Raw genomic sequence first — 25,118 nt, 5'->3', positions numbered from 1 at the left:
TTTGCCGGCGCGCAACGTCAGGGGCGCTGCATCCTGCAGCTGGTGGGCATCTCGGCGCGGTCGGCCGGAATGGTCTTCACGACCCGGAAGCCGTAGCCCGAGCCTTCGACATCGAACTTCACGCCCGGCGCGCCCTGCCGATCCATGACGCCCACCACCAGCGACTGCTGGAACTGGTGGTCGGCGGCACGCATGCGTCCGCGCTGTCCAGCCAGGGTGACATCGGCCTTTTCGAGGGCTCTCGCGACAGCCACCGCATCGACGCTGCCGGCCCGCTCGTACGCCTGTGCCAGTGCCTCGATCATGAGCTGCATGCGCATGTGGATGTAGTCGTCCTCGGCCTTGGGGAAGCGCGTGCGGAAGGCCCGGTAGAAGGCCTCGGACTGCGGTGTCTGCACATTCGGCAGCCAGTCGGCGACGGCGAACACCCGGCCGACGCCGGCCTCGCCGATGGCCGCGGGCGCACCGAGCGCATTGCCGTAGAAGGTGTAGAAGGTGCCGTTGAAGCCGGCCTCGCGAGCCGCCTTGACGAGCAGCGTGAGATCGTTGCCCCAGTTTCCGGTGACGACGCCCTGCGCGCCGCTCGCGATGATCTTGCTGGCGTACGGCGCGAAGTCCTTCACCCTGCCGATCGGGTGCAGTTCCTCGCCGACGATCTGCACATCGGGTCGTCGCACGCCGAGCTGCCGCCGGGATTCGCGCAGCACCGCTTGCCCGAAGCTGTAGTCCTGCCCGATCAGGTAGACCCGCTGCAGCGCCTTGTCTTCCTGCAGCACCTGCATCAGGGCCGTGACGCGCATGTCGGCATGGGCATCGAAACGGAAATGCCAGTAGCTGCAGCGTTCGTTGGTGAGCGTCGGATCGACCGCCGCGTAGTTGAGGTACAGCACGCGCCGGTCCGGATCGCGCGCATTGTGCTTCTCGATGGCGTCGATCAACGCGCCCGCCGCCGCCGAGGAGTTGCCCTGCATCACGATTCGCGCACCGCCGTCGATCGCGGCACGCAACGCCGACAAGGCCTCTTCATTCTGGCTCTTGCTGTCGTAGCGCACCAGTTCGAGCAGCCGTGGGCCGCCGGGCAGCTTGACGCCGCCACGATCGTTGACCCGTTCGACCGCCCACAGGAGATTGCGGAAGGAGGCCTCGCCGGTATTGCCGAAGGGACCGCTCAGGCCTTCGATCTGTGCAATGCGGATCGCGGGCTTCGCCTGCGCGCGCAACACCGGCACGGTGCTCGCGCATAGCGCCAGGGCAGCCAATTTCAAGGCCTTGCGGCGCCAAATAAAGCTCGAAGTCATTGTCTTGAAACCCCTCCCGCCGCGCCTAGATGGGATGGCATGCGGCAATGTTCTGTTGAAACGCCGCGCAGTGTAAGGGACACACATTCTTGTCCCGATCGTCATCACTCAGGAGTCTCACCATGTTCTTCGCACCCGCAGTCCGCACCGCCCGTTACGTTCCGCGCGCCTACGACCGCAGCCTGGAGCGCTTCGTCAGCGAAGCCTTCGCCGGCGTCCAGCGTTCGCTCAACGTCGAGCAGGACGACAAGACCTGGACCCTCACGCTCGACGTGCCCGGCCTGTCGCGCGACGACCTGACCATCGGGATCGAAGGCGCCGTGGTCCGCATCGAGAGCAAGGCCGAAGCCAAGCGCCAGGTCAAGGCCGCCTACGAGTTGCCGCAGGACATCGATGTCGCCACCAGCGAAGCCAAGCTCGAGAACGGCGTGCTGAGCCTGAAGCTCGGCAAGCGCGTTCCGGTCAGCAACGTCGCCCAACTCGCCATCAACTGAAGCGAGAAGTGCCTGCGCCCGGTTCGATCCGGGCGCAACGCTTTCTAAATGCCCGCCGCTGTAACTTTCTGTTGCGGCGACACTCGGATTTATGGCTCACAATAAGTGCGAAATTCGTCACGTTCTGTGACGAATTTTTCAATGCTTTCTTCTTAACTAGCGTCCAAGGTCGTCGAACTGCACAGGCAGCAGGTGGCGGGCGCCGATCGAAGCGCCATGAACACGCACTTGAAGTTCGCGAAGAGCCATGTCCGGTCCGACACGCTGCTGGTATTCCTTCCGGGTGCTTTCCTGAAGCCGGAGGAATTCGAGCGCGAGGGTTTCGTCAACGCCATCCGGGAACGCGAATTCGAGGCCGACGCCCTGCTGGTGGATGCAGACGTCTCCTATTACTACGACCAGACCTTCATCGAGCGGCTGCACCACGACGTGCTCGAGCCGCAGCGTGCCGCCGGCTACAAGTCGATCTGGCTGGTGGGCATCTCGATCGGCGGCTTCGGCGCCTTGATCCACGAACTGGCGAAGCCCGGGGCGGTCGACGGCATCGTCGCGCTGGCACCCTACCTGGGCCGGCGGCCGATCGGCGCCGAGATTCACAAGGCCGGCGGACTGCGCGCCTGGAAGGCGCCCGAAGGACCGCCGCCGGACGAGGAAGTCGATCGCAAGCTGTGGCCGTGGCTGCAGCAGTACGCCTCGCCCCAGCGCGCGAAGCACCTGCCCCCGCTGTATCTGGGCTTCGGGCTCAGCGACCGCTTCGCCTCCAACCACCAGCTGCTGGCCGAGGCGCTTCCGCCCGGCCACGTGTTCACCACCGAGGGCGGCCACGACTGGCCGCAATGGTCTCAGCTCTGGCGCAAGATGCTCGATGTGCTGCCGCTGCCGTCGCTGGCCCGCGAAGGCGTCAGGCGGCCTGCAGCGACGAGTCCAGCGATGCCAATGGCCATCGCGGCTTGACGTCGAAGGCGTAGCGCTCGGTCGGCGCCTGCACGCCGGCGGCGAGCCGCATCGCCGCCGCCATCGCGATCATCGCGCCGTTGTCGGTGCACAGGTGAAGCTCCGGGTAGTGCACCCGCACGCCCCGCTTCGCGCAGGCCGCATCGAGCTGCTGGCGCAGCATGCGATTGGCGCCGACGCCGCCGGCGACCACGAAGCGGTCGAGCCCGGTCTGCTCGATGGCCGCCATCGACTTCTTCAACAGCACCTCGACGATCGCGGCCTGGGTCGAGGCGGCGAGATCGGCCTTGCGGTCCTCGAGCTGGTCGCCGAGCTTCCTGGCCTGGGTCAGCACCGCGGTCTTCAGTCCGGCGAAGGAGAAATCCAGGTTGCCGCTGTGCAGCAGCGGACGCGGGAGCTTGAAGGCCTCGGCGTCGCCTGCCTCCGCCAGCTTGGCAAGCCAGGGTCCGCCGGGATAAGGCAGGCCCATCAGCTTGGCGCTCTTGTCGAAGGCTTCGCCGGCGGCGTCGTCGATGGTTTCGCCGAGCAGTTCGTAGCGCCCGACCCCCTCGACCCGCATCAGCTGCGTGTGGCCGCCCGACACCAGCAGCGCGACGAAGGGGAACTCGGGCGGATCGGCGCTCAGGAAAGGCGACAGCAGGTGGCCTTCGAGGTGATGCACGCCGAGCACCGGCTTGCCGAGCGCCGCTCCCAGCGCACAGGCCACGCCGGCGCCGACCAGCAGCGCGCCCGCCAGGCCGGGTCCGCGCGTGTAGGCGACGATGTCGACTTCGGACAGCCGGCGGCCGGCCTCCGAGAACACCGTCTCGGTCAGCGGCAGGACGCGGCGGATGTGATCCCGGCTCGCGAGTTCGGGCACCACGCCGCCGTAGGCCTGGTGCATGGCGATCTGGCTGTGCAGCGCGTGCGCGGCCAGGCGCGGCAATCCGCTGGCGCCGGCCTCGACCAGCGCCACGCCCGTTTCGTCGCAGGAGGATTCGATTCCCAGTACAAGCATGGGTGCGAGTGTAGGCGGGGCATGCAGTCGGGGCACGGATGTTGCTCAATAGGCTCGCCCCCAGGTTGGCTCGCTGCCTGCCCGCCCTGGGACCTATTGGACGCAGATGGAAGTCGAAACACCACGATGAAATCCGGTTTGAGCTTCCTGGTCGGCGCGCTGCGTTGCGAAATCGACCAGCTGGAACAGCTTGCGCGCACCAGCGAACTGGTGGCGACGATCGGCCGGCTGGTGCATGCCCTGCAGCGCGAACGCGGCATTTCGAATGTGCTGCTGGCCTCGCACGGCCAGCGCTTTGCCCCGCAGCGCGAGGAGCAGATCGCCGAATGCCTGCGACTGGAAGAAGCCGTGCGCCTGGCCTTCGACCAGCTCGATGCCGAAGGCGGCCGCGTCGGCAACGGCGCCCGGCTGTTCAGCCGCATCGCCTGGGTGCTGCCGGGGCTGGACGCCCTGCCCGAGCTGCGCCGCCGCATCGGCGCGCTGGAGCTCGACGCCGGCCGTTCGACCGCGGCCTTCGTCAAGCTGGTCGCCGGCCTGATCGCGGTGGTGTTCGAGGCCGCCGACGGCGCCACCGACCCGGAAATCTCGCGCCGCCTGGTGGCGCTGTTCAATTTCATGCAGGGCAAGGAATTCGCGGGCCAGGAACGGGCCTGCGGCGCCGCGGCCTTCGCTTCCGGCCGCAACGATGCGGCGCGCCAGCAGCAGTGGCTGCACCTGATCGCCTCGCAGGAGCATTGCTTCCAGCTCTTCACCGACTTCGCAGCCCCCGGACTGGCGCAGGCCTGGGGCGCGCTCCAGGCCCCCGCCCAGCTGGCCGAACAGGAGCGCCTGCGCCGCATCGCCTGCGCCGCACCGGCCGGCGTGGCGCTCGACAGCGAGCTGAGCCAGACCTGGTTCGACTGCTGCTCGCGCCGCATCGACGCCATGCAGGCCATCGAGGAACGGCTGGCCTCCGACCTGCGGCAGCTCTGCATGCAGAAGACCGCGCAGGCCCGCAAGGAACTGCAGGCCCACGAAGCCCTGCTCGCCAGCCTGCAGGGCGAGAACGGGACGGCGGCGGACTTCTTTCTCGATGCGGTCGCCATGCCGGACGCCACGCCCTCGCCGTCTTCGCCGGCCGCCGGCGCGACCTACGGCCGGCAGCTCGAACGATCGATTCTCGACATGGTGCAGGAGCAGTCGCGCCGGCTTCAGGCCATGGGCGACGAACTCGACACGGTGCGCGCCGCCCTCAACGAGCGCAAGCTGGTCGAGCGCGCCAAGGGCCTCCTGATGGCCCACCGACGCATCAGCGAGGAGGAGGCGCACAAGATGCTGCGCCAGACCGCGATGAACCAGGGACGGCGGCTGGTCGAGGTCGCCGAATCGGTGCTCGCGATGGCCGAGTACCTGCCCGCCGACCGGGCTTCCTGAGTGCGCCGCACACCCGGAATGGTGCACCGCACAAGCGCTGCGTCGCACAGAATTCGCCCGCGATCCCAGACAAATCGAGTCCTGATGAGCCTTGAATGCTCTCACTTTCATAGCACCCAAGAACTGGCACACCACTTGCTTTCTTTCCGCACATAGACCAACGAAGGTCTTCAGGCAGGCGGCATCCAACGGCGGATGCGGTCCACCGAACCGGACAAAGGCGTCCTTGTCCCGCACGGGCTCGACTCAGAGCAGCCCGTGCGGCGGTAAGGGCGCCTTTTTTGTTTTTCCGAATCGATTTTTCATTTCCGGAGTACGCCCCATGACCGAAGCGCTGAAACACAAACTGAGTCGCCGCCGAGTACTGCAGGCCGCCGCCGCGGGCGTGGTCGGCCTCGACCCTGCGCTGCGCGCCGCCGTCTGGGCCCAGGGCTCGGACAAGCCCGAGAAGGAGGAAGTCAAGATCGGCTTCATCCCGCTGACCGACTGCGCCAGCGTCGTGATGGCCTCGGTGCTCGGCATCGACAAGAAGTACGGCGTCAAGATCGTGCCGAGCAAGGAAGCCAGCTGGGCCGGCGTGCGCGACAAGCTGGTCAACGGCGAACTGGACTTCGCCCACGTGCTGTACGGCCTGGTCTACGGCGTGCACCTGGGGATCGGCGGTCCGAAGAAGGACATGGCCGTCCTGATGACCCTCAACAACAACGGCCAGGCGATCACGCTGTCGAAGAAGCTGGCCGACAAGGGGGCGGTCGACGGCGCCTCGCTGGCCAAGGTCATGGCCAAGGAGAAGGCCGAATACACCTTCGCCCAGACCTTCCCCACCGGCACCCACGCGATGTGGCTTTACTACTGGATGGCCGCCAACGGCATCAACCCGCTGAAGGACGCCAAGGTCATCACCGTGCCGCCGCCGCAGATGGTGGCCAACATGCGGGTCGGCAACATGGATGGCTACTGCGTCGGCGAACCCTGGGGCCAGCGCGCGATCATGGACGGCATCGGCATCACGGCAATCACGACGCAGGACATCTGGAAGGACCATCCCGAGAAGGTGCTCGGCACCACCGGCGACTTCGTGAAGAAGTATCCGAACACGGCGCGCGCCGTGACCGCCGCGATCATCGAGGCCGGCAAGTGGATCGACGCCGGCCTGCAGAACAAGAACAAGATGGCCGAGACCATCGCCGACAAGAGCTACGTCAACACCAGCGTGGACGCGATCAACCAGCGCATCCTGGGCCGCTACACCAACGGCCTCGGCAAGAACTGGGACGACCCCAACCACATGAAGTTCTACAACGACGGCGCGGTCACCTACCCGTACCTGTCGGACGGCATGTGGTTCCTCACGCAGCACAAGCGCTGGGGCCTGCTGAAGGAGCACCCCGACTACCTGCAGGTGGCGACGCAGATCAACCAGATCGACATCTACAAGCAGGCCGCCGCCGCGACCAAGACCCCGGTGCCGAAGGAGACGATGCGCAGCAGCAAGCTGTTCGACGGCGTCGTCTGGGACGGCAAGAACCCGAAGCAGTACGCCGATTCGTTCAAAGTCAATGCCTGAGGAGCCCGCCATGGTCAGCGCCGTCTTCCATTCCCCCCTCGAGGCCAAGCCGGTGGTCCCGGCCGCCAAGCTTGTCGCCCATGCCGCGAGGCCCGCGGCCGCGCCGGCTGCCGTCGAACCGACGCCGCGCACGCCGCGCGACTTCCGCGCCGTGTGGCTGCGCGTGCTGCCGCCGCTGCTGGGCTTCGCGCTGCTGGTCCTGGTCTGGGAACTGGTGGCGCTGAAGAGCACCACCGGCTTTCCGTCGCCGCTGGCGACCTGGCAGCAGGCGCTCACGGTCTTCAGCGATCCGTTCTACAGCAAGGGCCCGAACGACCAGGGCGTGGGCTGGAACGTGCTCTCGTCGCTGCAGCGCGTCGCACTGGGCTTCGGCCTGGCGGCCGCGGTCGGCATTCCGGCCGGCTTCGCGATCGGGCGCTTCGAGTTCCTCTCGCGCATGTTCAACCCGCTCATCAGCCTGTTGCGGCCGGTGTCGCCGCTGGCCTGGCTGCCGATCGGCCTGCTGGTGTTCAAGGGCGCCAACCCGGCCGCGATCTGGACCATCTTCATCTGCTCGATCTGGCCGATGATCATCAACACCGCGGTCGGCGTGCAGCGCGTGCCGAGCGACTACATGAACGTCGCCAAGGTGTTGAACCTCAGCGAATGGAAGATCTTCACCAAGATCCTGTTCCCGGCCGTGCTGCCCTACATGCTGACCGGCGTGCGGCTGGCGGTCGGCACCGCCTGGCTGGTGATCGTCGCGGCCGAGATGCTGACCGGCGGCGTCGGCATCGGCTTCTGGGTCTGGGACGAGTGGAACAACCTCAACGTCGCCAACATCATCATCGCGATCTTCGTCATCGGCATCGTCGGCCTGGTGCTCGAGTTCGCGCTCATCAGGATCGCCACCGCGTTCACGTTCGAAGAGGTGAAGTCATGAGTCGAACGGCCGCTCCGAAGACGAATACTGCAGCGCCGCTGCGCGGAGGTTTCCAATGAATGACGACAACAAGTACATCGAGATCCAGGGCGTCGAGCAGCGCTTCAAGACCGCCAAGGGCAGCTTCCTGGCGCTGCGCGACGTCAATCTGCAGGTCGCCAAGGGAGAGTTCATCACGCTGATCGGCCACTCGGGCTGCGGCAAGTCGACGCTGCTGAACCTGATCGCCGGCCTGACGACACCGACCCAGGGCGTGCTGCTGTGTGCCAACCGCGAGATCAAGGGCCCGGGGCCGGAGCGCGCGGTGGTGTTCCAGAACCATTCGCTGCTGCCCTGGCTGACCTGCTACGAGAACGTCTACCTGGCAGTCGAGCGGGTGTTCGCCGCGACCGAGAACAAGGCGCAGCTCAAGGCCCGGACCGAAGCGGCACTGGCCTTGGTCGGCCTCGCGCCGGCGGCGCAGAAGCGCCCGGGCGAGATCTCGGGCGGCATGAAGCAGCGCGTCGGCATCGCCCGTGCGCTGTCGATGGAACCCAAGGTGCTGCTGATGGACGAGCCCTTCGGCGCCCTCGATGCGCTGACCCGCGCCAAGCTGCAGGATGAACTGCTCGCGATCGTGCAGAAGACCCGCAGCACGGTGGTGATGGTGACGCACGACGTCGACGAAGCCGTGCTGCTGTCCGACCGCATCGTGATGCTGACCAACGGCCCGGCCGCCACCATCGGCGAGGTGCTGGCGGTCGACATTCCGCGGCCGCGCAACCGGGTCGAGCTGGCCGAGGATCCGGTCTACGTGCATGCGCGCAAGGCCGTGATCGACTTCCTCTACACGCGCCAGGCGCACGTGGAGAAGGTCGCGGCCTGAGCCGGCGATCTCGGCCTCCGGCGCACCGGGAGTCAGGACATGATGACCTGCAAGCTGTGCTCGTACGAGGCCGTGAGACGCTCGAAGGTGTCGACCAGCGCGTCGCTGGCACGCACCAGCGAGGCCCGGCCCTCGGCGCTGTCGGCGCTGCGCACGCCGTGCATCAGGTGCAGCCATTCGTCGCGCGCGATCGCCAGCGCGGCACGGATCTCGGGCGAACTCAGCGGCGCCGCCTCGAGCTCGCGCAACGCGGCCTCGAATTCGTCCATGGTCGCAGCCAGCCGCTCCTGTGACGCCGGCACGGCCAGCAGCGAGGCCAGCAGCGCGTCCTTCGCCAGCCGCTGCGCACGCATCCGCTGCCGGCCGCAGATATTGACGATGCGCAGCGCCCGGCGGGCGCCGGAGGCTTCGAGCGCCTCGGTCAGCGCTTCGGCGGCCCTCCGCAGCGCTTCGGCCCGGGCATCGATCGCGGCCAGCGCCGGCGGCGCCAGCCGCGCCGCGAGCGCCGTCTCCAGGTCCTGCCAGGCGCTGCGCACGATGGCCAGCGCCTTGGTGCCGGGCTCGCCCAATGCGAGGGTGGCGAGATGATCCAGGTTGTGCTGCACCCGCTGCGCGGATTGCGTGCGCAGCACGCGGGCGCGCCGCGCATCGATGCCGGCGAGGCCCTGCGCGGCCACCCGTACCAGCCGCTGCGACAGCATGCGAAGCTGGCCGGCACGGTTGATCGCATCGGCCCACTGCGCGGCCTCGAGCACCGAGCGCGAGACCTCGCCGAGCCGAAGGTTGGCGTGCATCGCGGCACCGCGCAGCAGGCCGAAGGCCTCGTCTTCGCCGATGCCGCGCGCCGACATCAGCAGCCCCTTGGCACGATCGACCCACTTGCGCTCGTCCAGGCGGGTGCGAAAGGCATCCAGTTCGGTGCGCAACGCGGCCTCGCGCTTCCAGCGAGCACCGGCCCGTGCCAGCAACGCCTCGAGCGACGGCGCATCGAACCCGTCGATCGGCGCCCAGGCGTGCACGCCGAGCGCCACCAGCTGCGCGTGCGCGTCGGCGTCCAGCGGCGCGCTGACCAGGCTCAGGGCACAGGGCGGCATGCCCGACCAGACCCGCAGCCCCTGGCGGAGCGAGTCGGGCAAAGACGCCGGCAGCCAGAGCAGAACCTGTCGTGGTGCCGACATCTCGGTCTGGCGCACCAGATCACGGCAGGAAACGGCGACGATGTCGCGACCGGCCAGCGCCCGGCCGAGCGCCGCGGGCATCGCACCATCGGTGCTTTCAGGGGGAAGAACGACGAGAAGAGAGGTCACGGCGGGGATTGGAAAGTGATGCAAAGCATAGGCCAGGCGAGCCGCGAATTCTTGGCACGCCTCTTGCTTGATACAGGTCGCGGCGTAACGAAGCACCGCATTGGTGAAGCGGCAGGTTCCTGCCCTCAGTCCGGCGGAGCCACGGCCGGACACACCCTTCAGGCTGCCGGCTACCGCCGCGGCAACACCCCCCCAACCCCGTCCGACGACACGGCCCGCTCCCGGCCGCGCCGCGGCATTTCGCATTGACCGCCATGTCCACCAGCTTCAAGACATTTCTGCATTCAGGCCACAGCCCGACGCTGTTCGCGGCCTTTCTGTACTTCTCGTTCTCATGCTGCATCTGGGTGCTGAACGGCGCCATGGCGCCCTTCATCGGCGAGACCTTCGACCTCTCGCCGGCGCAGAAGGGCCTGATGCTGTCGGTGCCGATCATCGCCGGCGCGCTGATGCGCTTTCCGCTCGGCATCCTGTCGCAGTACATCGGCCGCAAGAACGCGACGCTGGTCGAGATGGGCCTGATCGCGGTGGCGATGCTGTTCGGCTTCTTCCTGGTGAAGAGCTTCAACGACCTGCTCGCCATGGGCGTGCTGCTGGGCATCGCGGGCGCCAGCTTCGGCGTCGCGCTGTCGCTCGGCTCGGGCTGGTTCCCGCCGCAGCACAAGGGCCTGGCGATGGGCCTGGTGGGCGCCGGCAACGTCGGCACCGCGGTGTCGGTGCTGGTGGCGCCGCCGCTGGCGCAATGGCTGGGCTGGCAGAGCGTGTACGGCGTCGCCGCCGGCGCGATCCTGCTGCCGATGATCGTGATGATCGTGTTCGCCAAGGAGCCGCCGGACATCGACAGCCACGCCAGCTTCCGCGCGCACATCGCCTGCCTGTTCGAGAAGGACGGCTGGGTCTTCAGCCTGATCTACGGCGTCACCTTCGGCGGCTTCATCGGCCTCACGACCTTCCTGCCCTCCTACTACTACGACCAGTTCGGCGTGAGCAAGGTGCAGGCCGGCCAGCTGACGATGCTGGCCGCCTTCATGGGCGCCGCGGTGCGCATCGTCGGCGGCTGGATCTCCGACCGCTGGGGCGGCGTCAACACACTGACGCTGGTGCTGACGGTGGTGGCGGCCGGGCTGGTGCTGGTGGGCGTCTCGTCGGCGTCGCTGGTGCTCACCACGCTGCTGCTGATCGTCTGCTTCGCGGCACTGGGCGCGGGCAACGGCGCCCTGTTCCAGCTGGTGCCGCTGCGCTGGCCGGCCAGCACCGCGGTGGCCGGCTCGATGATCGGCGAGATCGGCGCCCTCGGCGGCGGCCTGGTGCCCAACGCGATGGGCCTGTCCAAGCAGTACCTGGGCAGCTACACCTGGGGCTTCGTCTTCTTCGCGCTGCTGTCGCTGGTGATGCTCGGCGTGATGCGCGTGATGCAGATCCGCTGGACCCGCACCTGGGCTGAAAAAGGCGGCCGCGCCCGGGCTGCGGCTTCCCCGTCGACGGTCAAATACGCCGCCCCGCGCAAGACGGCGCGCCAGCCATGAAGCGACGCGTGGAACTCGCGCGGCCCAGGGCCAGGGATACCGCGGAACCGGCTTTGCAGGGCCGCTGGTATCGCCCCCTCGAGGGGCTGAGGTCCAAGGCTCCCAGCCTGCCTGCGCAGGCTGGGACGGACCCGAAGAGCCGCTGCCTCTGGCAGCGACTCCGGGCGCCGCAGGCGCTTCGGGGGTGCTCCAAGCTAGCGGGGCAAGAACAGCAGCCACAGCACGAGCAGTGCGTTGAGCAGCAGCGACACGGCCAGCGCGATCTTGGCGAGCGCGGCCGGATCGCGGCGGATCAGCGGCGTGGCGCCCGGCGCGCCGACCGGACGCGAAGCGCCCCGCTCGAGCGCCAGCAGCAGTTCCTCGGCGGTCTCGAAGCGTTGGCGCGGGTCGCGCGCCACCGCCTTGCACACCAGGTGGTCGAGCCAGACCGGGACGTCGGGCCGGATGCGCGACAGCGCCCCCGGGTCGCGCCGGTAGCGCGCCAGCTGGTAGGGCTCGATCTCGCCGTACGGCAGGCGCCCCGCCAGCCATTGGTAGAGCGTGACGCCGAGCGCGAACAGGTCGCTGCCCGCATCGGCGACGGCGCCCTCCCACTGCTCGGGATTGATGTAGCTCGGCGTGCCGGCATGCAGCTCGCGCTGCGCCGCGCCTTCGCGGCCGGACAGCGCGACGCCCAGGTCGAGGATGCGCCAGCGGCCGTCATCGCCCAGGTGCAGGTTGCCGGGCTTGATGTCGCGGTGCACCACGCCGTGCCGGTGCAGCCGGCCCAGCGCCTTGGCGATCGCGATGGCCGCGGCGACCACCTCGGCCGCGCTGCCGCGCGGGCCGGATTTCTGCAGCTGCTCGAGCGTCCGGCCGCCATGCCAGTCGAACACGACGTAGAGCGCGCTGGCGTTCTCGGCGCGTTCGTGCACGCGGATGAAGCCGCTGTCGGCACGCGCGCTGACGCGCAGGCCCAGCCAGGCCTCGTGCGCCAGCATCGCGCGCTCCTGCGGATCGCCGGCGCGCGAGGGATGCAGCGTCTTGATGGCGACCAGTTCGCGCGTGACCGGGTGGCGCGCCTGGTAGAGCAGGTGCACGCCGGTGTCGGCGACCCGCGCCGTGATGACGTAGCCGTCGATCGTGTCGCCGACCTTCAGCGCCGCCGGCGGTGCCAGCCGGCGGACGTCGCCGAGCTCGTCGTCGAGCTGGCGCGCGTCGAGCCCGATGACGCGGATCACCAGCGCGGTGGCGTTGTCGCGCGTGCCGGCCGCCAGAGCCGCCCGCACCAGCGCCTCGCTGCCCTCCCGCGCCGTGCCCTGCAGCGCGAAGCGCGCCAGTTGCTGCGCCTTGAGCACCCCGTGCACGCCGTCGGAGGTCAGCACGAAGCAGTCGCCGATGCGCACGTCGCCCTGCGCGTAGTCGACCCGAACCTGGTCGTCGAGGCCGATCGCGCGGGTCAGCCGGCTGCGCAGGTCCGGGTGCTCGAAGGCGTGGTCCTGGGTCAGCGCGACGGCCGGCTCGCCGCCCTCGCGCACCCGCCAGGCCCGGGTGTCGCCGACATGGGCCAGCGTGTAGCTCTGGCCATGCAGCACCAGCGCGGTCAGCGTGGTGAGCGCGGTGCCGCCGCCCTGCCGGCGCCGGTTGTGGTCGGCCAGCCAGGCGTTCTGGGCGCCGATCAGGCGGTCCAGCGCGGCGGTCGGCTCCCAGGTGTCGGGCGTCGCGAAGTAGTCGGCCAACAGGCCCATGACGGTGGTTTGCGCGGCCTCCAGTCCACGGCCGCCGGTGGACACGCCGTCGGCGATGGCGGCGATCAGCCCGCGCGCCTCCTCGCCGGCCGGCGCACGCACGGTGCCGGCGAAATCCTCGTTGACTTCGCGCGGCCCGCGCTGGCTGCTGTAGCCGATGTCCACTTCAAAGCTCATGGCGCGATTCTCCACGCGCGCGCTGGGCACCCTGCTTGATTGATTCCACGAAAGGTCCAGCCCCCATGAAGAAGATGAAACTCGTGATGGTCGGCAACGGCATGGCCGGCGTGCGCACGCTCGAAGAGCTGCTGAAGATCGAACCCGATCTCTATGACATCACCGTGTTCGGGGCCGAGCCGCACCCCAACTACAACCGCATCCTGCTGTCGCCGGTGCTGGCCGGCGAGCAGACGGTGGACGAGATCGTGCTCAACAGCTGGGAGTGGTACACCGAGAACCGCATCACGCTGCACGCCGGCAAGAAGGTGGTGGAGATCGACCGCGTCAAGCGCGTCGTGCGCGCCGACGACGGCACCGAGGCCGCCTACGACCGGCTGCTGCTGTGCACCGGCTCCAACCCCTTCATGCTGCCGGTGCCCGGCAAGGAGCTGAAGGGCGTGATCGCCTACCGCGACATCGCCGACACCGACTACATGATCGAGACCGCGAAGACGCACAAGAACGCGGTGGTGATCGGCGGCGGCCTGCTGGGCCTGGAAGCGGCCAACGGCCTGATGCTGCGCGGCATGACCGTCACCGTGGTGCACGTGATGCCCTGGCTGATGGAGCGCCAGCTCGACGACGTCGCCGGCAAGCTGCTGCAGAAGTCGCTGGAGGACCGCGGGCTGACGTTCCTGATGGGCGCGCAGACGCAGGAGCTGGTCGGCGGACCCGAGGGCCGCGTCACCGCGATCCGCTTCAAGGACGGCACCGAGGTCGCGGCCGACCTGGTCGTGATGGCGGTCGGCATCCGGCCCAACACCGAGCTGGCCGAGAAGGCCCGGCTGCACGTCAACCGCGGCATCGTCGTCAGCGACACCATGCAGACCGTGACCGATGCGCGGATCTACTCGGTCGGCGAGTGCGCGGCCCATCGCGGCATCGCCTACGGCCTGGTGGCGCCGCTGTTCGAGCAGGCCAAGGTGGCGGCCAACCACCTGGCGCAGTTCGGCATCGGCCGCTACCTGGGCTCGCTGACCTCGACCAAGCTCAAGGTCACGGGCATCGACCTGTTTTCGGCCGGCGAATTCATGGGCGGAGAAGGCACCGAGGAGATCGTGATGAGCGACCCCTTCGGCGGCGTCTACAAGAAGCTGGTGATCAAGGACGACAAGCTGGTCGGCGCCTGCCTCTACGGCGACACGGTCGACGGCAGCTGGTACTTCAAGCTCTTGCGCGACGGCCGCAGCGTGCACGACATCCGCGACAAGCTGATGTTCGGCGAATCGAACATCGGCGACACCGGCCACGAGGGCCACAGCAAGGCCGCGACGATGCCCGACGATGCCGAGGTCTGCGGCTGCAACGGCGTCAACAAGGGCACCATCTGCAAGGCGATCAAGGACAAGGGACTGTTCACGCTCGAAGAGGTCAAGAAGCACACCAAGGCCAGCGCCTCGTGCGGCTCGTGCACCGGCCTGGTCGAGCAGATCCTGATGTTCACGGCCGGCGGCGACTACTCCGCCACGCCGAAGAAGAAGGCGCTCTGCGGCTGCACCGACGTCAGCCACCAGGACGTGCGGGACGCGATTCGCAAGGAGCACCACCTGACGCACGACGAGGTGTACCGCAATCTCGGCTGGCGCACGCCCAACGGCTGCGCGAGCTGCCGCCCGGCCGTCAACTACTACCTGATCTCGACCTGGCCCAAGGAAGCCAGGGACGATCCGCAGAGCCGTTTCATCAACGAGCGCAGCCACGCCAACATCCAGAAGGACGGCACCTACTCGGTGATCCCGCGCATGTGGGGCGGCCATACCACGCCCGACGAGCTGCGCCGCATCGCCGACGCGGCCGACAAATACAAGATCCCGACCGTCAAGGTCACGGGCGGCCAGCGCATCGACCTGCTGGGCGTCAAGAAGGAAGACCTCGAGAACGTCTGGAAGGACATCGGCATGCCCTCGGGCTTCGCCTACGCCAAGTCGCTGCGCACGGTGAAGACCTGCGTCGGCAGCGAATGGTGCCGCTTCGGCACCCAGGACTCGACGCAGATGGGCAAGGACCTGGAACGCGCGCTGTGGGCGATGTACTCGCCGCACAAGGTCAAGCTGGCGGTCTCGGGCTGCCCGCGCAACTGCGCCGAATCGGGCATCAAGGATGTCGGCGTGATCGGCGTCGACTCGGGCTGGGAAATCTACGTCGGCGGCAACGGCGGCATCAAGACCGAGGTGGCGCACTTCCTGGTCAAGGTGAAAAGCGCCGAGGAGGTGATGGCGTACGCGGGCGCCTTCCTGCAGCTGTACCGCGAGGAAGGCTGGTACCTGGAGCGCACGGTGCACTACATCGGCCGCGTCGGGCTCGACTACGTGAAGAAGAAGATCCTGGAGGACGCCGAGGGCCGCAAGGCGCTGTGGGAGCGACTGCAGTTCGCACTCGACGGCGAGCCCGATCCGTGGTTCGAATCGAGCCGGGCCGCGGTCGATGTCCGCCAGTTCACGCCGGTGGCAGTGGTCGACACGCGGCCGCAAACCGTTTGAAGGAGCGCACGAGCATGAACGAATGGAAACCAATCTGCCGCGTCGACGACATCCCGGTACTGGGTGCGCGGCGCGTGGCCCGGCCTGCGGGCATCGATGTCGCGGTGTTCCGCAATGCCGAGAACCAGGTCTTCGCGTTGCTCGACCGCTGCCCGCACAAGGGCGGCCCGCTGAGCCAGGGCATCGTCTTCGGAACCAGCGTGGCCTGCCCGCTGCACAACTGGGCGATCGGGATCGACGACGGCTGCGCGAAATCGCCCGACGAGGGCTGCACGCCGCGCTTCGCCGTCAAGGTGACGGACGGCGTGGTGCACCTGGACAGCGAGGAACTGGCAAGCCACGCCACCGACCTCGCGCGGCCGGTGGCCGGCCCGAAGCGATCCGTTGCAGCTTGACCTCAGGAACACCATGAACCAAACACGCTCCACCTGCCCGTACTGTGGCGTCGGTTGCGGCGTGATCATCGAATCCGATGGCGCGCAGATCACCGGCGTGCGCGGCGATCCGGACCACCCGGCCAACTTCGGCCGGCTCTGCACCAAGGGCTCGACCCTGCACCTGACGGCCAGTGCGGCGGTCACGCGGCAGACGCGCCTGCTGCAGCCGATGCGGCGGGCCGAGCGCGGCGCCGCGCCCGAGGCCATGGCCTGGGAGCCGGCACTGGACCTGGCCGCCGACACCTTCGCCCGGGTGATCCGTGCGCACGGGCCGGACGCGGTCGGCTTCTACGTCTCGGGGCAGCTGTTGACCGAGGACTACTACGTCTTCAACAAGCTCGCCAAGGGCCTGATCGGCACCAACAACATCGACACCAACTCGCGCCTGTGCATGAGCAGCGCGGTGGCCGGCTACAAGAAGACGCTCGGCGCCGATGCGCCGCCGGCCTGCTACGACGACCTCAAGTTCGCCGACTGCCTGTTCATCGTCGGCAGCAACACGGCCTGGGCGCACCCGATCCTGTTCCGGCGCATCGAGGACGCGAAGGCCGCCAACCCGGCGCTGAAGATCATCGTGGCCGACCCGCGCCGCACCGACACGGTCGAGATCGCCGACCTGTTCCTGCCCATCCAGCCCGGCACCGACGTCATGCTGTTCAACGGCATGCTGCACCTGATGCTGTGGGAAGGCTGGACCGACGCCCGCTACATCGCCGAGCACACGAGCGGCTTCGACGCGCTCAAGGCCACGGTGCGCGACTGCACGCCCGACCGCGTGGCGCAGGTCTGCGGCATCGCCAAGGACGACCTGCTGCAGGCCGCGCGCCTGTTCGCGACCTCGGCGGCCACGCTGAGCCTGTACTGCCAGGGCCTCAACCAGTCGTCCTCGGGCACGGCCAAGAATGCGGCGCTGATCAACCTGCACCTGGCGACGGCGCAGATCGGCAAGCCCGGCGCCGGCCCGTTCTCGCTGACCGGCCAGCCCAACGCGATGGGCGGCCGCGAGGTCGGCGGACTGGCCAACCTGCTGTCGGCGCACCGCGATCTTGCGAACCCCGCGCACCGCGCCGAAGTCGCGGCCCTATGGGGCGTGCCCGAGGTCCCCCAGAAGCCCGGCAAGACCGCGGTCGAGATGTTCCAGGCCGCGGCCGACGGCGAGATCCGCGCGCTGTGGATCGCCTGCACCAACCCGGCGCAGTCGATGCCCGACCAGGCGACCGTGCGCCGGGCGCTCGAACGCTGCGAGTTCGTGGTGGTGCAGGAGGCCTTCTCGACCACCTCGACCTGCGACTTCGCCGACCTGCTGCTGCCGGCCACCACCTGGGGCGAGAAGGAAGGCACGGTCACCAACAGCGAGCGCCGGATCTCGCGCGTGCGCCCGGCGGTCACGGCGCCGGGCCAGGCCCGCGACGACTGGGCGATCGGCGTGGCCTTCGCGCGCAGGCTCGAGGCACGGCTCGCGCGCACCGGCGCGTCGAACACCCTCTTTCCCTACGGCGACGCCGAATCGGTCTGGAACGAGCACCGCGAAAGCACCCGCGGGCGCGACCTCGATATCACCGGCATGAGCTACGCGATGCTCGAGGCCGCGCCGCAGCAATGGCCGCTGCGCGAGGGCGAGGCCACGGGCCGCGCGCGGCTCTACGAGGACGGCGTCTTCCCGACACCCGACGGCCGTGCCCGTTTCGTCGACACGCCCTACAAGCCGGTGGCCGAGGCCCGCGAGGCGCGCTATCCGTTCTCGCTCAACACCGGCCGGCTGCGCGACCAGTGGCACGGCATGAGCCGCACCGGCACGCTGGGCCGCCTGTTCGGCCACGTGGCCGAGCCGAGCGTGCAGATGCATCCGCAGGACATGGCGCGCCGCCAGCTGGCCGAAGGCGACCTGGTGCACGTGACATCGCGCCGCGGCTCGATCGTGCTGCCGGTCGCGGCCAGCACCGAACTCGGCCTGTCCCAGGCCTTCATCGCGATGCACTGGGGCGGCGAGTATCTGGGCGGCAGCTCGAGCACCGGCGAACGGCTGGCAGGCGTCAACGCGCTCACCACGCCGAGCTACTGCCCCGACTCGAAGCAGCCCGAGCTCAAGCACACGGCGGTCAAGATCCTCAAGGCCGAACTGCCCTGGTCGCTGCTCGCCGCCGCCTGGCTGCCGCAGGACGCGGCGCTGGACACCGCCGGTGTGCTGCGCGGGCTGATGCAGAGCTTTCCCTTCGCCAGCTGCGTGCCCTTCGGGGCCGGCGCTGCGCTCGAAGGCAGCGCCCCCGAGCGCACCGGCATCCTGTTCCGCGCCGCGGCCTACGAGGCCCCGCCCGACGCCGTGCTGGCCCGGATCGAAAGCCTGCTGGCGCTGGGCGGCAGCGACACCCTGCGCTATGCCGATGCCCGGCGCGGCCAGCGGCGCGCCGTGCGCCTGGTGCGCGATGGCGAGGATGCCCGGCTCGAGGGCTTCCTGCTCGGCGGCGACACCCGCGCGGAGGCCTGGATCAAGGCGCTGCTGCAGGATCGCCTGCCGGCCCAGGCCTACGGCCGCCAGCTGCTGCGCCCCGGTGCCGCGGCCCCGGCCGGCGTGGCCGCGCGCGGCAAGGTCATCTGCAGCTGCTTCGGCGTCACCCAGACCGCCATCGAGGCCCAGCTGGCGACCGGTTCGGGCGACGAGCACCAGCGCCTGGCCGGGCTGCAGGGCGCGCTGAAGTGCGGCAGCAACTGCGGCTCCTGCCTGCCCGAGCTCAAGCGCATGGTGCGCGCCGCCGCCGCGGGGCATAAGCCCACTGCCCAACCGGCATAAGGCATGCGGGACAATCCAGCACCCATGGGAATCAGCCACTACATCAAGGAAATCGGCCGCGGCGCGCGCGGTGCGAAGCCGCTCGCCCGCGAACAGGCCTCGGACCTGTTCGGCCAGGTGCTCGACGGCAGCATCTCAGACCTCGAGATGGGCGCCTTCTGCCTGGCGATGCGCATCAAGGGCGAGACGCCCGAGGAGCTGGCCGGTTTCCTCGATGCCACCCATGCGCGGCTGGCGCGCTTCCCGGCCACCGACCGGCCGCTGGTGGTGCTGCCGAGCTACAACGGCGCCCGCCGGCTGCCGGTGCTGACGCCGCTGCTGGCGCTGCTGCTGGCGCGCGAGGGGCTGCCGGTGCTGGTGCACGGCGCGGCCACCGAATCGGCCCGGGTGCTGGCGTCCAGCGTGCTGGCCGCGCTCGACGTGCCGGCGCTGGCGGCGATCCGCCCGATCGCCGAGGGCGAGGCGGTGTTCGCGCCCACCGAGCTGCTGAGCCCCGGGCTCAAGCGCCTGCTCGACGTGCGCCGCGTGGTCGGCCTGCGCAACCCCGGCCACAGCGTGGTCAAGCTGATGCAGCCCGGCCTCGGCGACTGCGTGGTGGTCGGCAGCTACACCCATCCCGAATACGCGCGTTCGATGGCCGCCACCTTCGAGCTGACCGGCATGACCGCCCTGCTCTCGCGCGGCCTCGAGGGCGAGAGCGCAGTCGATCCGCGCCGCACCGCGCAGGTCGACGGCTTCGTGCGCGGGCAGCGCATCGCCTTGCAGGCGCAGCAGCCCGGCACCCAGGCCGAAGTGCCCGGCCTGCCCAGCGAGATCGACATCCAGACCACGGCCCGCTACACCCGCAGCGTGCTGGCCGGCGAACTGCCGGTGCCGGGCGCCATCGCGCAGCAGGTCGCGCACATCATTCAACTGGCGCAGCGCGCGCAAGAAACGCAAACCGCGGAGACCCCATGAGCCCACTTTCACCCCAAGGCGGCTGCACCCTGGTCGGTGCCGGCCCCGGCGACCCCGAATTGCTGACGCTCAAGGCGGTCAAGGCGATCCAGGCCGCGACCGTGCTGCTGGTCGACGACCTGGTCAACGACGAGGTCCTGGCCTATGCCCGACCGGGCGCCCGCATCGTCCACGTCGGCAAGCGCGGCGGCTGCCGCAGCACGCCGCAGGCCTTCATCGAGCGGCTCATGATCACCGCGGTGCAGGAAGGCGAGACCGTGGTGCGCCTCAAAGGTGGCGACCCCTTCATCTTCGGCCGCGGCGGCGAGGAGGTCGAGCACCTGCGCGAGGCCGGCATCGAGGTGCGGGTGGTCAACGGCATCACGGCCGGACTGGCCGCGGTCACCGCGCTGGGCGTCCCGCTGACCCACCGCGACCATGCCCAGGGCGTGGTGTTCGTCACCGGCCATGCCAAGACCGGCTACGCGGCCGGCGAGCACCCGACCGACTGGCGCCAGCTGGCCGCCACCGCGCGCGACGCCCGCCTGACGCTGGTGATCTACATGGGTGTCGCCGGCGTCGCGCACATCCAGCACGAGCTGCTGCACGGCCTGCCCGGCGACACCCCCGCCGCCGTGATCCAGCACGCCAGCCTGCCGCAGCAGCGCCATATCGCGACCACGCTGGCGCAACTGCGCGCCGACATCGCGAGCGCGGCGATGGCCAGTCCGTCGGTGATCGTGGTCGGCGACGTGCTGCGCGGCCTGGCCGCGGCCGGCCTGCCGTCGACCCGCTTCGGCACATGAGCGCAGCGCCGGGCCGCCCCAAGCAAGCTCCCACCGCAGTGCGCAACACGAAGGTACTCCCGTGAGCCGGGCCGCTTGAACTCCTTCGACGTCGTTGTCATCGGCGCCGGCGCTGCCGGCCTCTTCTGCGCCAGCCTCGCAGGCCAGCGCGGCCTGAGGGTGCTGCTGCTCGACCATGGCGAGCGCATCGCCGAGAAGATCCGCATCTCGGGCGGCGGCCGCGCGAACTTCACCAACCGCGACCTCGACGTGCGCTCGCCGCAGCGGCACTTCATCGGCGACAACCCGAACTTCTGCCGCTCGGCCCTGTCGCGCTACACGCCGCAGCAGTTCATCGCCCTCGTGCAGCGCCATGGCATTGCCTTCCACGAAAAGCACAAGGGCCAGCTGTTCTGCGATGGCCCGTCGCAGCAGATCATCGACATGCTGCTGGCCGAATGCGCGGCCGGCGGCGTGACCCACTGGCAGCCCTGCAGCGTCGGCGGGATCGCCTGGTCGGCAGATGGCGGCTACGGCCTCGAAACCAGTCGCGGCACCGTGAAGTCGCCCCGCCTCGTCATCGCCACCGGCGGCCTCTCGATCCCGCAGATCGGCGCCAGCGACTTCGGCTATCGCATCGCGGCCCAATTCGGCCTGCGCGTGGTCGCGCCGCGGCCGGCCCTGGTGCCGCTGACCTTCGGCGGCGAGGCCTGGGAGCCCTACGCGGGCCTGGCCGGCCTCGCGCTGCCGGTGCAGATCGAGACCGGCAGCAAGAAGGAGCGCATGAGCTTCCACGAGGACCTGCTGTTCACGCACCGCGGCCTGTCGGGGCCGGCGGTGCTGCAAATCTCGAGCTATTGGAAGCCCGGCGCGCCGCTGACCCTCGACTTCGCCCCCGGCACCGACGTCGCGGCCGCCCTCGGCGAGGCCAAGCAGCGCTCCCGCAAGCGGATCGGGAACGAATTGGCCGCCTGGGTGCCCTCCCGACTGGCCGACGCCTGGGTCGGCCAGGACGCCGCTCTACAGCGCCCGATCAACGAAGCCGCCGACCGGGCGCTGGCCGCCCTGGCGGAACGCATCGCGCGCTGGCAGATCACGCCCAGCGGCACCGAGGGCTACAAGAAGGCCGAGGTGACGGCCGGCGGCGTCGACACCCGCGACCTCTCGTCCCAGACCCTGGAATCGAAGCAGCCCGGGCTCTACTTCATCGGCGAGGTGGTGGACGTCACGGGCTGGCTCGGCGGTTACAACTTCCAGTGGGCGTGGGCCAGCGCTCACGCCTGTGCACAGGCACTGGCGCCGGAAGCCAAAGCTGACGCTATAATGTTGGGCTAACTTCGGCCTCCCCTCAACGGCCCACCCCATTTTTCAGTTGAGGAACCCCGGCCCGGGGCCTCGATCTCCCCTGGCCAAATTGAACCAACCGATCCTTCAATGACCACCATCCGCGTAAAAGAAAACGAGCCCTTCGACGTCGCACTGCGCCGCTTCAAGCGCACCATCGAAAAGCTCGGCCTGCTGACCGACCTGCGCGCTCGCGAGTTCTACGAGAAGCCGACCGCCGAGCGCAAGCGCAAGAAGGCCGCGGCCGTCAAGCGCCACTACAAGCGCGTGCGCAGCATGCAGCTCCCGAAGAAGCTGTACTAAGCACTTCGCAGCGTTGGCTTCACGGCCATCGCCCGGTTCAGCCCGGATTGAGCCGCGCCAGGGAAACCCTGCCGCGGCTTTTGTTTTTCGCTCAATCAACGAAAGCCTGCCATGAGCCTCAAGGACCAGATCACCGAAGACATGAAGACCGCGATGCGCGCCAAGGACTCCGAGCGCCTGGGCACCATCCGCCTGCTGCTCGCGGCCCTCAAGCAGAAGGAAGTCGACGAGCGGGTCGAACTCGATGACGCGATGGTCGTCGCGATCGTCGACAAGCTGGTCAAGCAGCGCAAGGACTCGGTCGCCGCCTTCACCCAGGGCGGACGCACCGACCTGGCCGACAAGGAAGCGGCCGAGATCAAGGTGTTGGAGGTCTACCTGCCGCAGCGCATGAGCGCCGACGAGGTCGCGGTCGAGGTCAAGGCGATCGTCGCCGAGCTCGGCGCCAAGGGCCCGGGCGACATGGGCAAGGTCATGGGCGCGGTCAAGACCCGGCTGGCCGGCAAGGCCGACATGGGCCAGGTCAGCGCCGCCGTCAAGGCCGCGCTCTCGGGCGCCTGAGCGTGGCGAAGGCAAGCCCGGTCCTCAAGGCCTGCGCCTGCCTGGTCGACATCCAGGGTCGGCTGCTGGTGTTCCATCACCCCGAGGACCGGAGCATGCAGTTGCCCAAGGGCACCGTCGAGGCCGGGGAAGCGCCCGAGGACGCGGTACGGCGCGAACTGCTGGAGGAATCCGGCATCGACTACCTGGGTGAACTGCTGCCGCTGGGCACCATCGACCGCTGCTGCGAGGCCGGCATCGAAGGCAACAAGCTCCGCCACCCGCAGCTCTGGCACCTGTACCTGATGCGCGCCGAAGCGCCGCTGCCCGAGACTTTCGAACACGTCGCCTCGGGCAGCCCCGAGGAAGACGGCCTGGTCTTCAGCTTCAGCTGGCTGGCGCCCGATGCGCCGCTGGACGACTTCGCAGCCCCCTACGTCCGGGTGATCGAAAAAGTCCGCGCCGCCCTGCTGCCCTGAGCCGCATTCCGCGCGGGCCCGGCCGGCGCAGCCAGGCCCGTTGGTGAAACACCGCGGAACCGGCTTCGCCGGGCCGCTGGTGTTGCCCCCGGTAGGGGGTGGGCGGCTACACGAAGTGAGCCAACCTGGGGGCGAGTCACCAATTGGCTTCGCGCTCGGGCGTGGCGCTGATGTGGTGGATCGACAAATCGGCCCCCTCGTATTCCTCTTCCTGCGACAGGCGCAGTCCGAGCGTGGCCTGCAGCACGCCGTACACCGCGCCGCCCGCCACCAGCGCCCATCCCACGCCGATCACCACGCCGATGAGCTGGGCCCACAGGTTCACGCCGCCGATGCCGCCCAGCGCCCGGCTGCCGAAGATGCCCGCCGCGATGCCGCCCCAGGTGCCGCACAAGCCGTGGAGCGGCCAGACGCCGAGCACGTCGTCGATCTTCCATTTGTTCTGCGTGAGGGTGAAGAGCTTGACGAAGATCGCGCCGGCCACGCCACCCACCACCAGGGCGCCGATCGGGTGCATCAGGTCCGAGCCCGCACAGACGGCCACCAGGCCGGCCAACGGGCCGTTGTAGACGAAGCCCGGATCGTTCTTGCCGAGCGCCAGCGCCACCAGCGTGCCGCCCACCATCGCCATCAGCGAATTCACCGCCACCAGGCCGGAGATCTTGTCGATCGTCTGCGCGCTCATCACGTTGAAGCCGAACCAGCCGACGCACAAGACCCAGGCGCCGAGGGCCAGGAACGGGATGTTCGATGGCGGATGGGCGCTCAGCGAGCCGTCGCCGCGGTAGCGGTTGCGGCGCGCGCCCAGCAGCAGCACCGCCGGCAACGCGAGCCAGCCGCCCATCGCGTGGACCACGACCGAGCCCGCGAAGTCATGGAATTCGTTGCCGGTCGCCCGGACCAGCCAGTCCTGGATGCCGAAGGCCCGGTTCCAGGCAATGCCCTCGTACAGCGGGTAGACGAAGCCCACGATGACCGCCGTGGCGATCAGCTGCGGCCAGAACTTGGCGCGTTCCGCGATGCCGCCCGAGATGATCGCCGGGATCGCGGCGGCAAAGGTGAGCAGGAAAAAGAAGCGCACCAGCTCGAAGCCGCTGCCGAGCGCCAGCTGATCGGCGCCGACGAAGAAGTGCGTGCCATAGGCCACGCCAAAGCCGACCAGGAAGTAGACGATGGTCGAGACCGAGAAATCGACCAGGATCTTGACCAGCGCGTTGACCTGGTTCTTCTTGCGTACCGTGCCCAGTTCGAGAAAGGCGAAGCCTGCATGCATCGACAACACCATGATGGCGCCCAGAAGAAGAAAAAGCGCGTTCGTGCCCCGAGTCAGTGCGTCCATGAAGTTTGTTTTTTGAAGTTTGCGTCGATGTGGTGCATTCAGCCCTGAATCAAGGGCTGGCGCGTCACTCGGAAGCAAAAATGGTGCCAAACACGCTTCACTGCGGTGCCTCACGCTCCATATCGTGCACAGCGCACAGAAATGTGGCTCGCCCCCAGGTTGGGCTCACTGCGTGTAGCCCGCCCACCCCCTACCGGGGGCAACACCAGCGGCCTGGCAAAGCCAGATCCGCGGTGTTTCACCAACGGGCCTGGCTGCGCCGGCCGGGGGAACACCGTCGCCATCGCTGTGTTTGTTCTACGGCTGCGCGCAGCGCGCCGGTTGGTGGGCAGTCGCGGAACCGGCTTCGCCGGGCCGCTGACTGCGCCCCCGGTAGGGGGTGGGAGGGCTACACGAAG

At 68.9% G+C, this 25,118-nt stretch carries 21 protein-coding genes; 16 read left to right on the top strand and 5 right to left on the bottom strand.

Annotated features, from left to right (window positions below):
* Window positions 1-17 precede the first annotated feature (17 nt).
* Window positions 18-1,298 (bottom strand): branched-chain amino acid ABC transporter substrate-binding protein, encoded by a 1,281-nt coding sequence (locus AC1D2E_RS25280; protein ID WP_478199946.1) that lies wholly within the window; start codon window positions 1,296-1,298, stop codon window positions 18-20.
* A gap of 122 nt (window positions 1,299-1,420) precedes the next feature.
* Between AC1D2E_RS25280 and AC1D2E_RS25275 the strand changes: the two genes are divergently transcribed.
* Together AC1D2E_RS25275 and AC1D2E_RS25270 are read left to right on the top strand one after the other, a co-directional pair.
* A complete protein-coding gene (locus AC1D2E_RS25275) occupies window positions 1,421-1,792 on the top strand; it encodes an Hsp20/alpha crystallin family protein (RefSeq protein ID WP_478199945.1) in 372 nt (123 codons plus the stop codon).
* Between the two features lie 216 nt (window positions 1,793-2,008).
* Window positions 2,009-2,746: an alpha/beta hydrolase-fold protein gene (locus AC1D2E_RS25270; RefSeq protein WP_478199944.1), complete on the top strand. Its 738-nt coding sequence runs from the start codon at window positions 2,009-2,011 to the stop codon at window positions 2,744-2,746.
* Here AC1D2E_RS25270 and tsaD read toward each other — a convergent pair.
* On the bottom strand, window positions 2,694-3,743 hold the full coding sequence (gene tsaD / locus AC1D2E_RS25265) for a tRNA (adenosine(37)-N6)-threonylcarbamoyltransferase complex transferase subunit TsaD (protein WP_478199943.1): 1,050 nt from the start codon (window positions 3,741-3,743) through the stop codon (window positions 2,694-2,696). The genes AC1D2E_RS25270 and tsaD overlap by 53 nt on opposite strands.
* 126 nt (window positions 3,744-3,869) lie before the next feature.
* On the opposite strand from tsaD, the gene AC1D2E_RS25260 reads away from it, so the two are divergent.
* The 4 genes from AC1D2E_RS25260 to AC1D2E_RS25245 all read left to right on the top strand — a co-directional run bounded on the left by AC1D2E_RS25260 (window position 3,870) and on the right by AC1D2E_RS25245 (window position 8,510).
* Window positions 3,870-5,156 carry a nitrate- and nitrite sensing domain-containing protein gene (locus AC1D2E_RS25260; RefSeq protein WP_478199942.1) on the top strand — a complete coding sequence of 429 codons (1,287 nt, stop codon included), beginning with the start codon at window positions 3,870-3,872 and terminating at the stop codon, window positions 5,154-5,156.
* 322 nt (window positions 5,157-5,478) lie between these two features.
* A complete protein-coding gene (locus AC1D2E_RS25255; protein ID WP_478199941.1) occupies window positions 5,479-6,723 on the top strand; it encodes a CmpA/NrtA family ABC transporter substrate-binding protein in 1,245 nt (414 codons plus the stop codon).
* 10 nt (window positions 6,724-6,733) lie between these two features.
* A complete protein-coding gene (ntrB, locus tag AC1D2E_RS25250) occupies window positions 6,734-7,645 on the top strand; it encodes a nitrate ABC transporter permease (protein ID WP_478199940.1) in 912 nt (303 codons plus the stop codon).
* 55 nt (window positions 7,646-7,700) lie between these two features.
* Window positions 7,701-8,510: an ABC transporter ATP-binding protein gene (locus tag AC1D2E_RS25245; protein ID WP_478177359.1), complete on the top strand. Its 810-nt coding sequence runs from the start codon at window positions 7,701-7,703 to the stop codon at window positions 8,508-8,510.
* 32 nt (window positions 8,511-8,542) lie between these two features.
* Here the strand turns inward: AC1D2E_RS25245 and AC1D2E_RS25240 are convergent, their stop codons facing one another.
* Window positions 8,543-9,817, bottom strand: coding sequence for an ANTAR domain-containing protein (locus AC1D2E_RS25240; RefSeq protein WP_478199939.1), 1,275 nt, complete (start codon window positions 9,815-9,817; stop codon window positions 8,543-8,545).
* A 254-nt stretch (window positions 9,818-10,071) separates the two neighbouring features.
* On the opposite strand from AC1D2E_RS25240, the gene AC1D2E_RS25235 reads away from it, so the two are divergent.
* Window positions 10,072-11,343 (top strand): MFS transporter, encoded by a 1,272-nt coding sequence (locus tag AC1D2E_RS25235; RefSeq protein WP_478199938.1) that lies wholly within the window; start codon window positions 10,072-10,074, stop codon window positions 11,341-11,343.
* Window positions 11,344-11,537: 194 nt separating this feature from the next.
* On the opposite strand, the gene AC1D2E_RS25230 is transcribed toward AC1D2E_RS25235, so the two are convergent.
* On the bottom strand, window positions 11,538-13,247 hold the full coding sequence (locus AC1D2E_RS25230) for a bifunctional protein-serine/threonine kinase/phosphatase (RefSeq protein WP_478199937.1): 1,710 nt from the start codon (window positions 13,245-13,247) through the stop codon (window positions 11,538-11,540).
* Window positions 13,248-13,312: 65 nt separating this feature from the next.
* Here AC1D2E_RS25230 and nirB point away from each other — a divergent pair, with 65 nt between their 5' ends.
* The 9 genes from nirB to AC1D2E_RS25185 all read left to right on the top strand — a co-directional run bounded on the left by nirB (window position 13,313) and on the right by AC1D2E_RS25185 (window position 23,381).
* Window positions 13,313-15,769 (top strand): nitrite reductase large subunit NirB, encoded by a 2,457-nt coding sequence (gene nirB / locus AC1D2E_RS25225; RefSeq protein WP_478199936.1) that lies wholly within the window; start codon window positions 13,313-13,315, stop codon window positions 15,767-15,769.
* Between the two features lie 14 nt (window positions 15,770-15,783).
* Window positions 15,784-16,164 (top strand): nitrite reductase small subunit NirD, encoded by a 381-nt coding sequence (nirD, locus tag AC1D2E_RS25220; protein WP_478199935.1) that lies wholly within the window; start codon window positions 15,784-15,786, stop codon window positions 16,162-16,164.
* Window positions 16,165-16,177: 13 nt separating this feature from the next.
* Entirely contained in the window at window positions 16,178-18,994 is a 2,817-nt protein-coding gene (locus AC1D2E_RS25215; RefSeq protein WP_478199934.1) for a nitrate reductase, read from the top strand.
* A gap of 24 nt (window positions 18,995-19,018) precedes the next feature.
* Window positions 19,019-19,951, top strand: coding sequence for a DNA-binding protein YbiB (ybiB, locus tag AC1D2E_RS25210; protein WP_478199933.1), 933 nt, complete (start codon window positions 19,019-19,021; stop codon window positions 19,949-19,951).
* Entirely contained in the window at window positions 19,948-20,736 is a 789-nt protein-coding gene (cobA, locus tag AC1D2E_RS25205) for a uroporphyrinogen-III C-methyltransferase (RefSeq protein ID WP_478199932.1), read from the top strand. Before ybiB ends, cobA begins: the two co-directional genes overlap by 4 nt.
* Window positions 20,737-20,811: 75 nt before the next feature.
* The gene (locus AC1D2E_RS25200; protein ID WP_478199931.1) at window positions 20,812-22,050 is read left to right on the top strand and encodes a BaiN/RdsA family NAD(P)/FAD-dependent oxidoreductase; all 1,239 of its coding nucleotides are present in this window, start codon (window positions 20,812-20,814) and stop codon (window positions 22,048-22,050) included.
* A 99-nt stretch (window positions 22,051-22,149) separates the two neighbouring features.
* On the top strand, window positions 22,150-22,362 hold the full coding sequence (rpsU, locus tag AC1D2E_RS25195) for a 30S ribosomal protein S21 (RefSeq protein WP_007833691.1): 213 nt from the start codon (window positions 22,150-22,152) through the stop codon (window positions 22,360-22,362).
* A 111-nt stretch (window positions 22,363-22,473) separates the two neighbouring features.
* Window positions 22,474-22,923: a GatB/YqeY domain-containing protein gene (locus AC1D2E_RS25190; protein ID WP_478199930.1), complete on the top strand. Its 450-nt coding sequence runs from the start codon at window positions 22,474-22,476 to the stop codon at window positions 22,921-22,923.
* Window positions 22,924-22,925: 2 nt separating this feature from the next.
* On the top strand, window positions 22,926-23,381 hold the full coding sequence (locus AC1D2E_RS25185) for an NUDIX domain-containing protein (RefSeq protein WP_478199929.1): 456 nt from the start codon (window positions 22,926-22,928) through the stop codon (window positions 23,379-23,381).
* Window positions 23,382-23,517: 136 nt separating this feature from the next.
* Here the strand turns inward: AC1D2E_RS25185 and AC1D2E_RS25180 are convergent, their stop codons facing one another.
* The gene (locus AC1D2E_RS25180) at window positions 23,518-24,720 is read right to left on the bottom strand and encodes an ammonium transporter (RefSeq protein ID WP_478199928.1); all 1,203 of its coding nucleotides are present in this window, start codon (window positions 24,718-24,720) and stop codon (window positions 23,518-23,520) included.
* Window positions 24,721-25,118 lie beyond the last annotated feature (398 nt).

This window comes from Variovorax sp. P1_H2 (genome assembly GCF_056405295.1).
The sequence above is the reverse complement of the archived record's forward strand: the minus strand, read 5'-3'. Positions and strand labels throughout refer to the sequence as shown.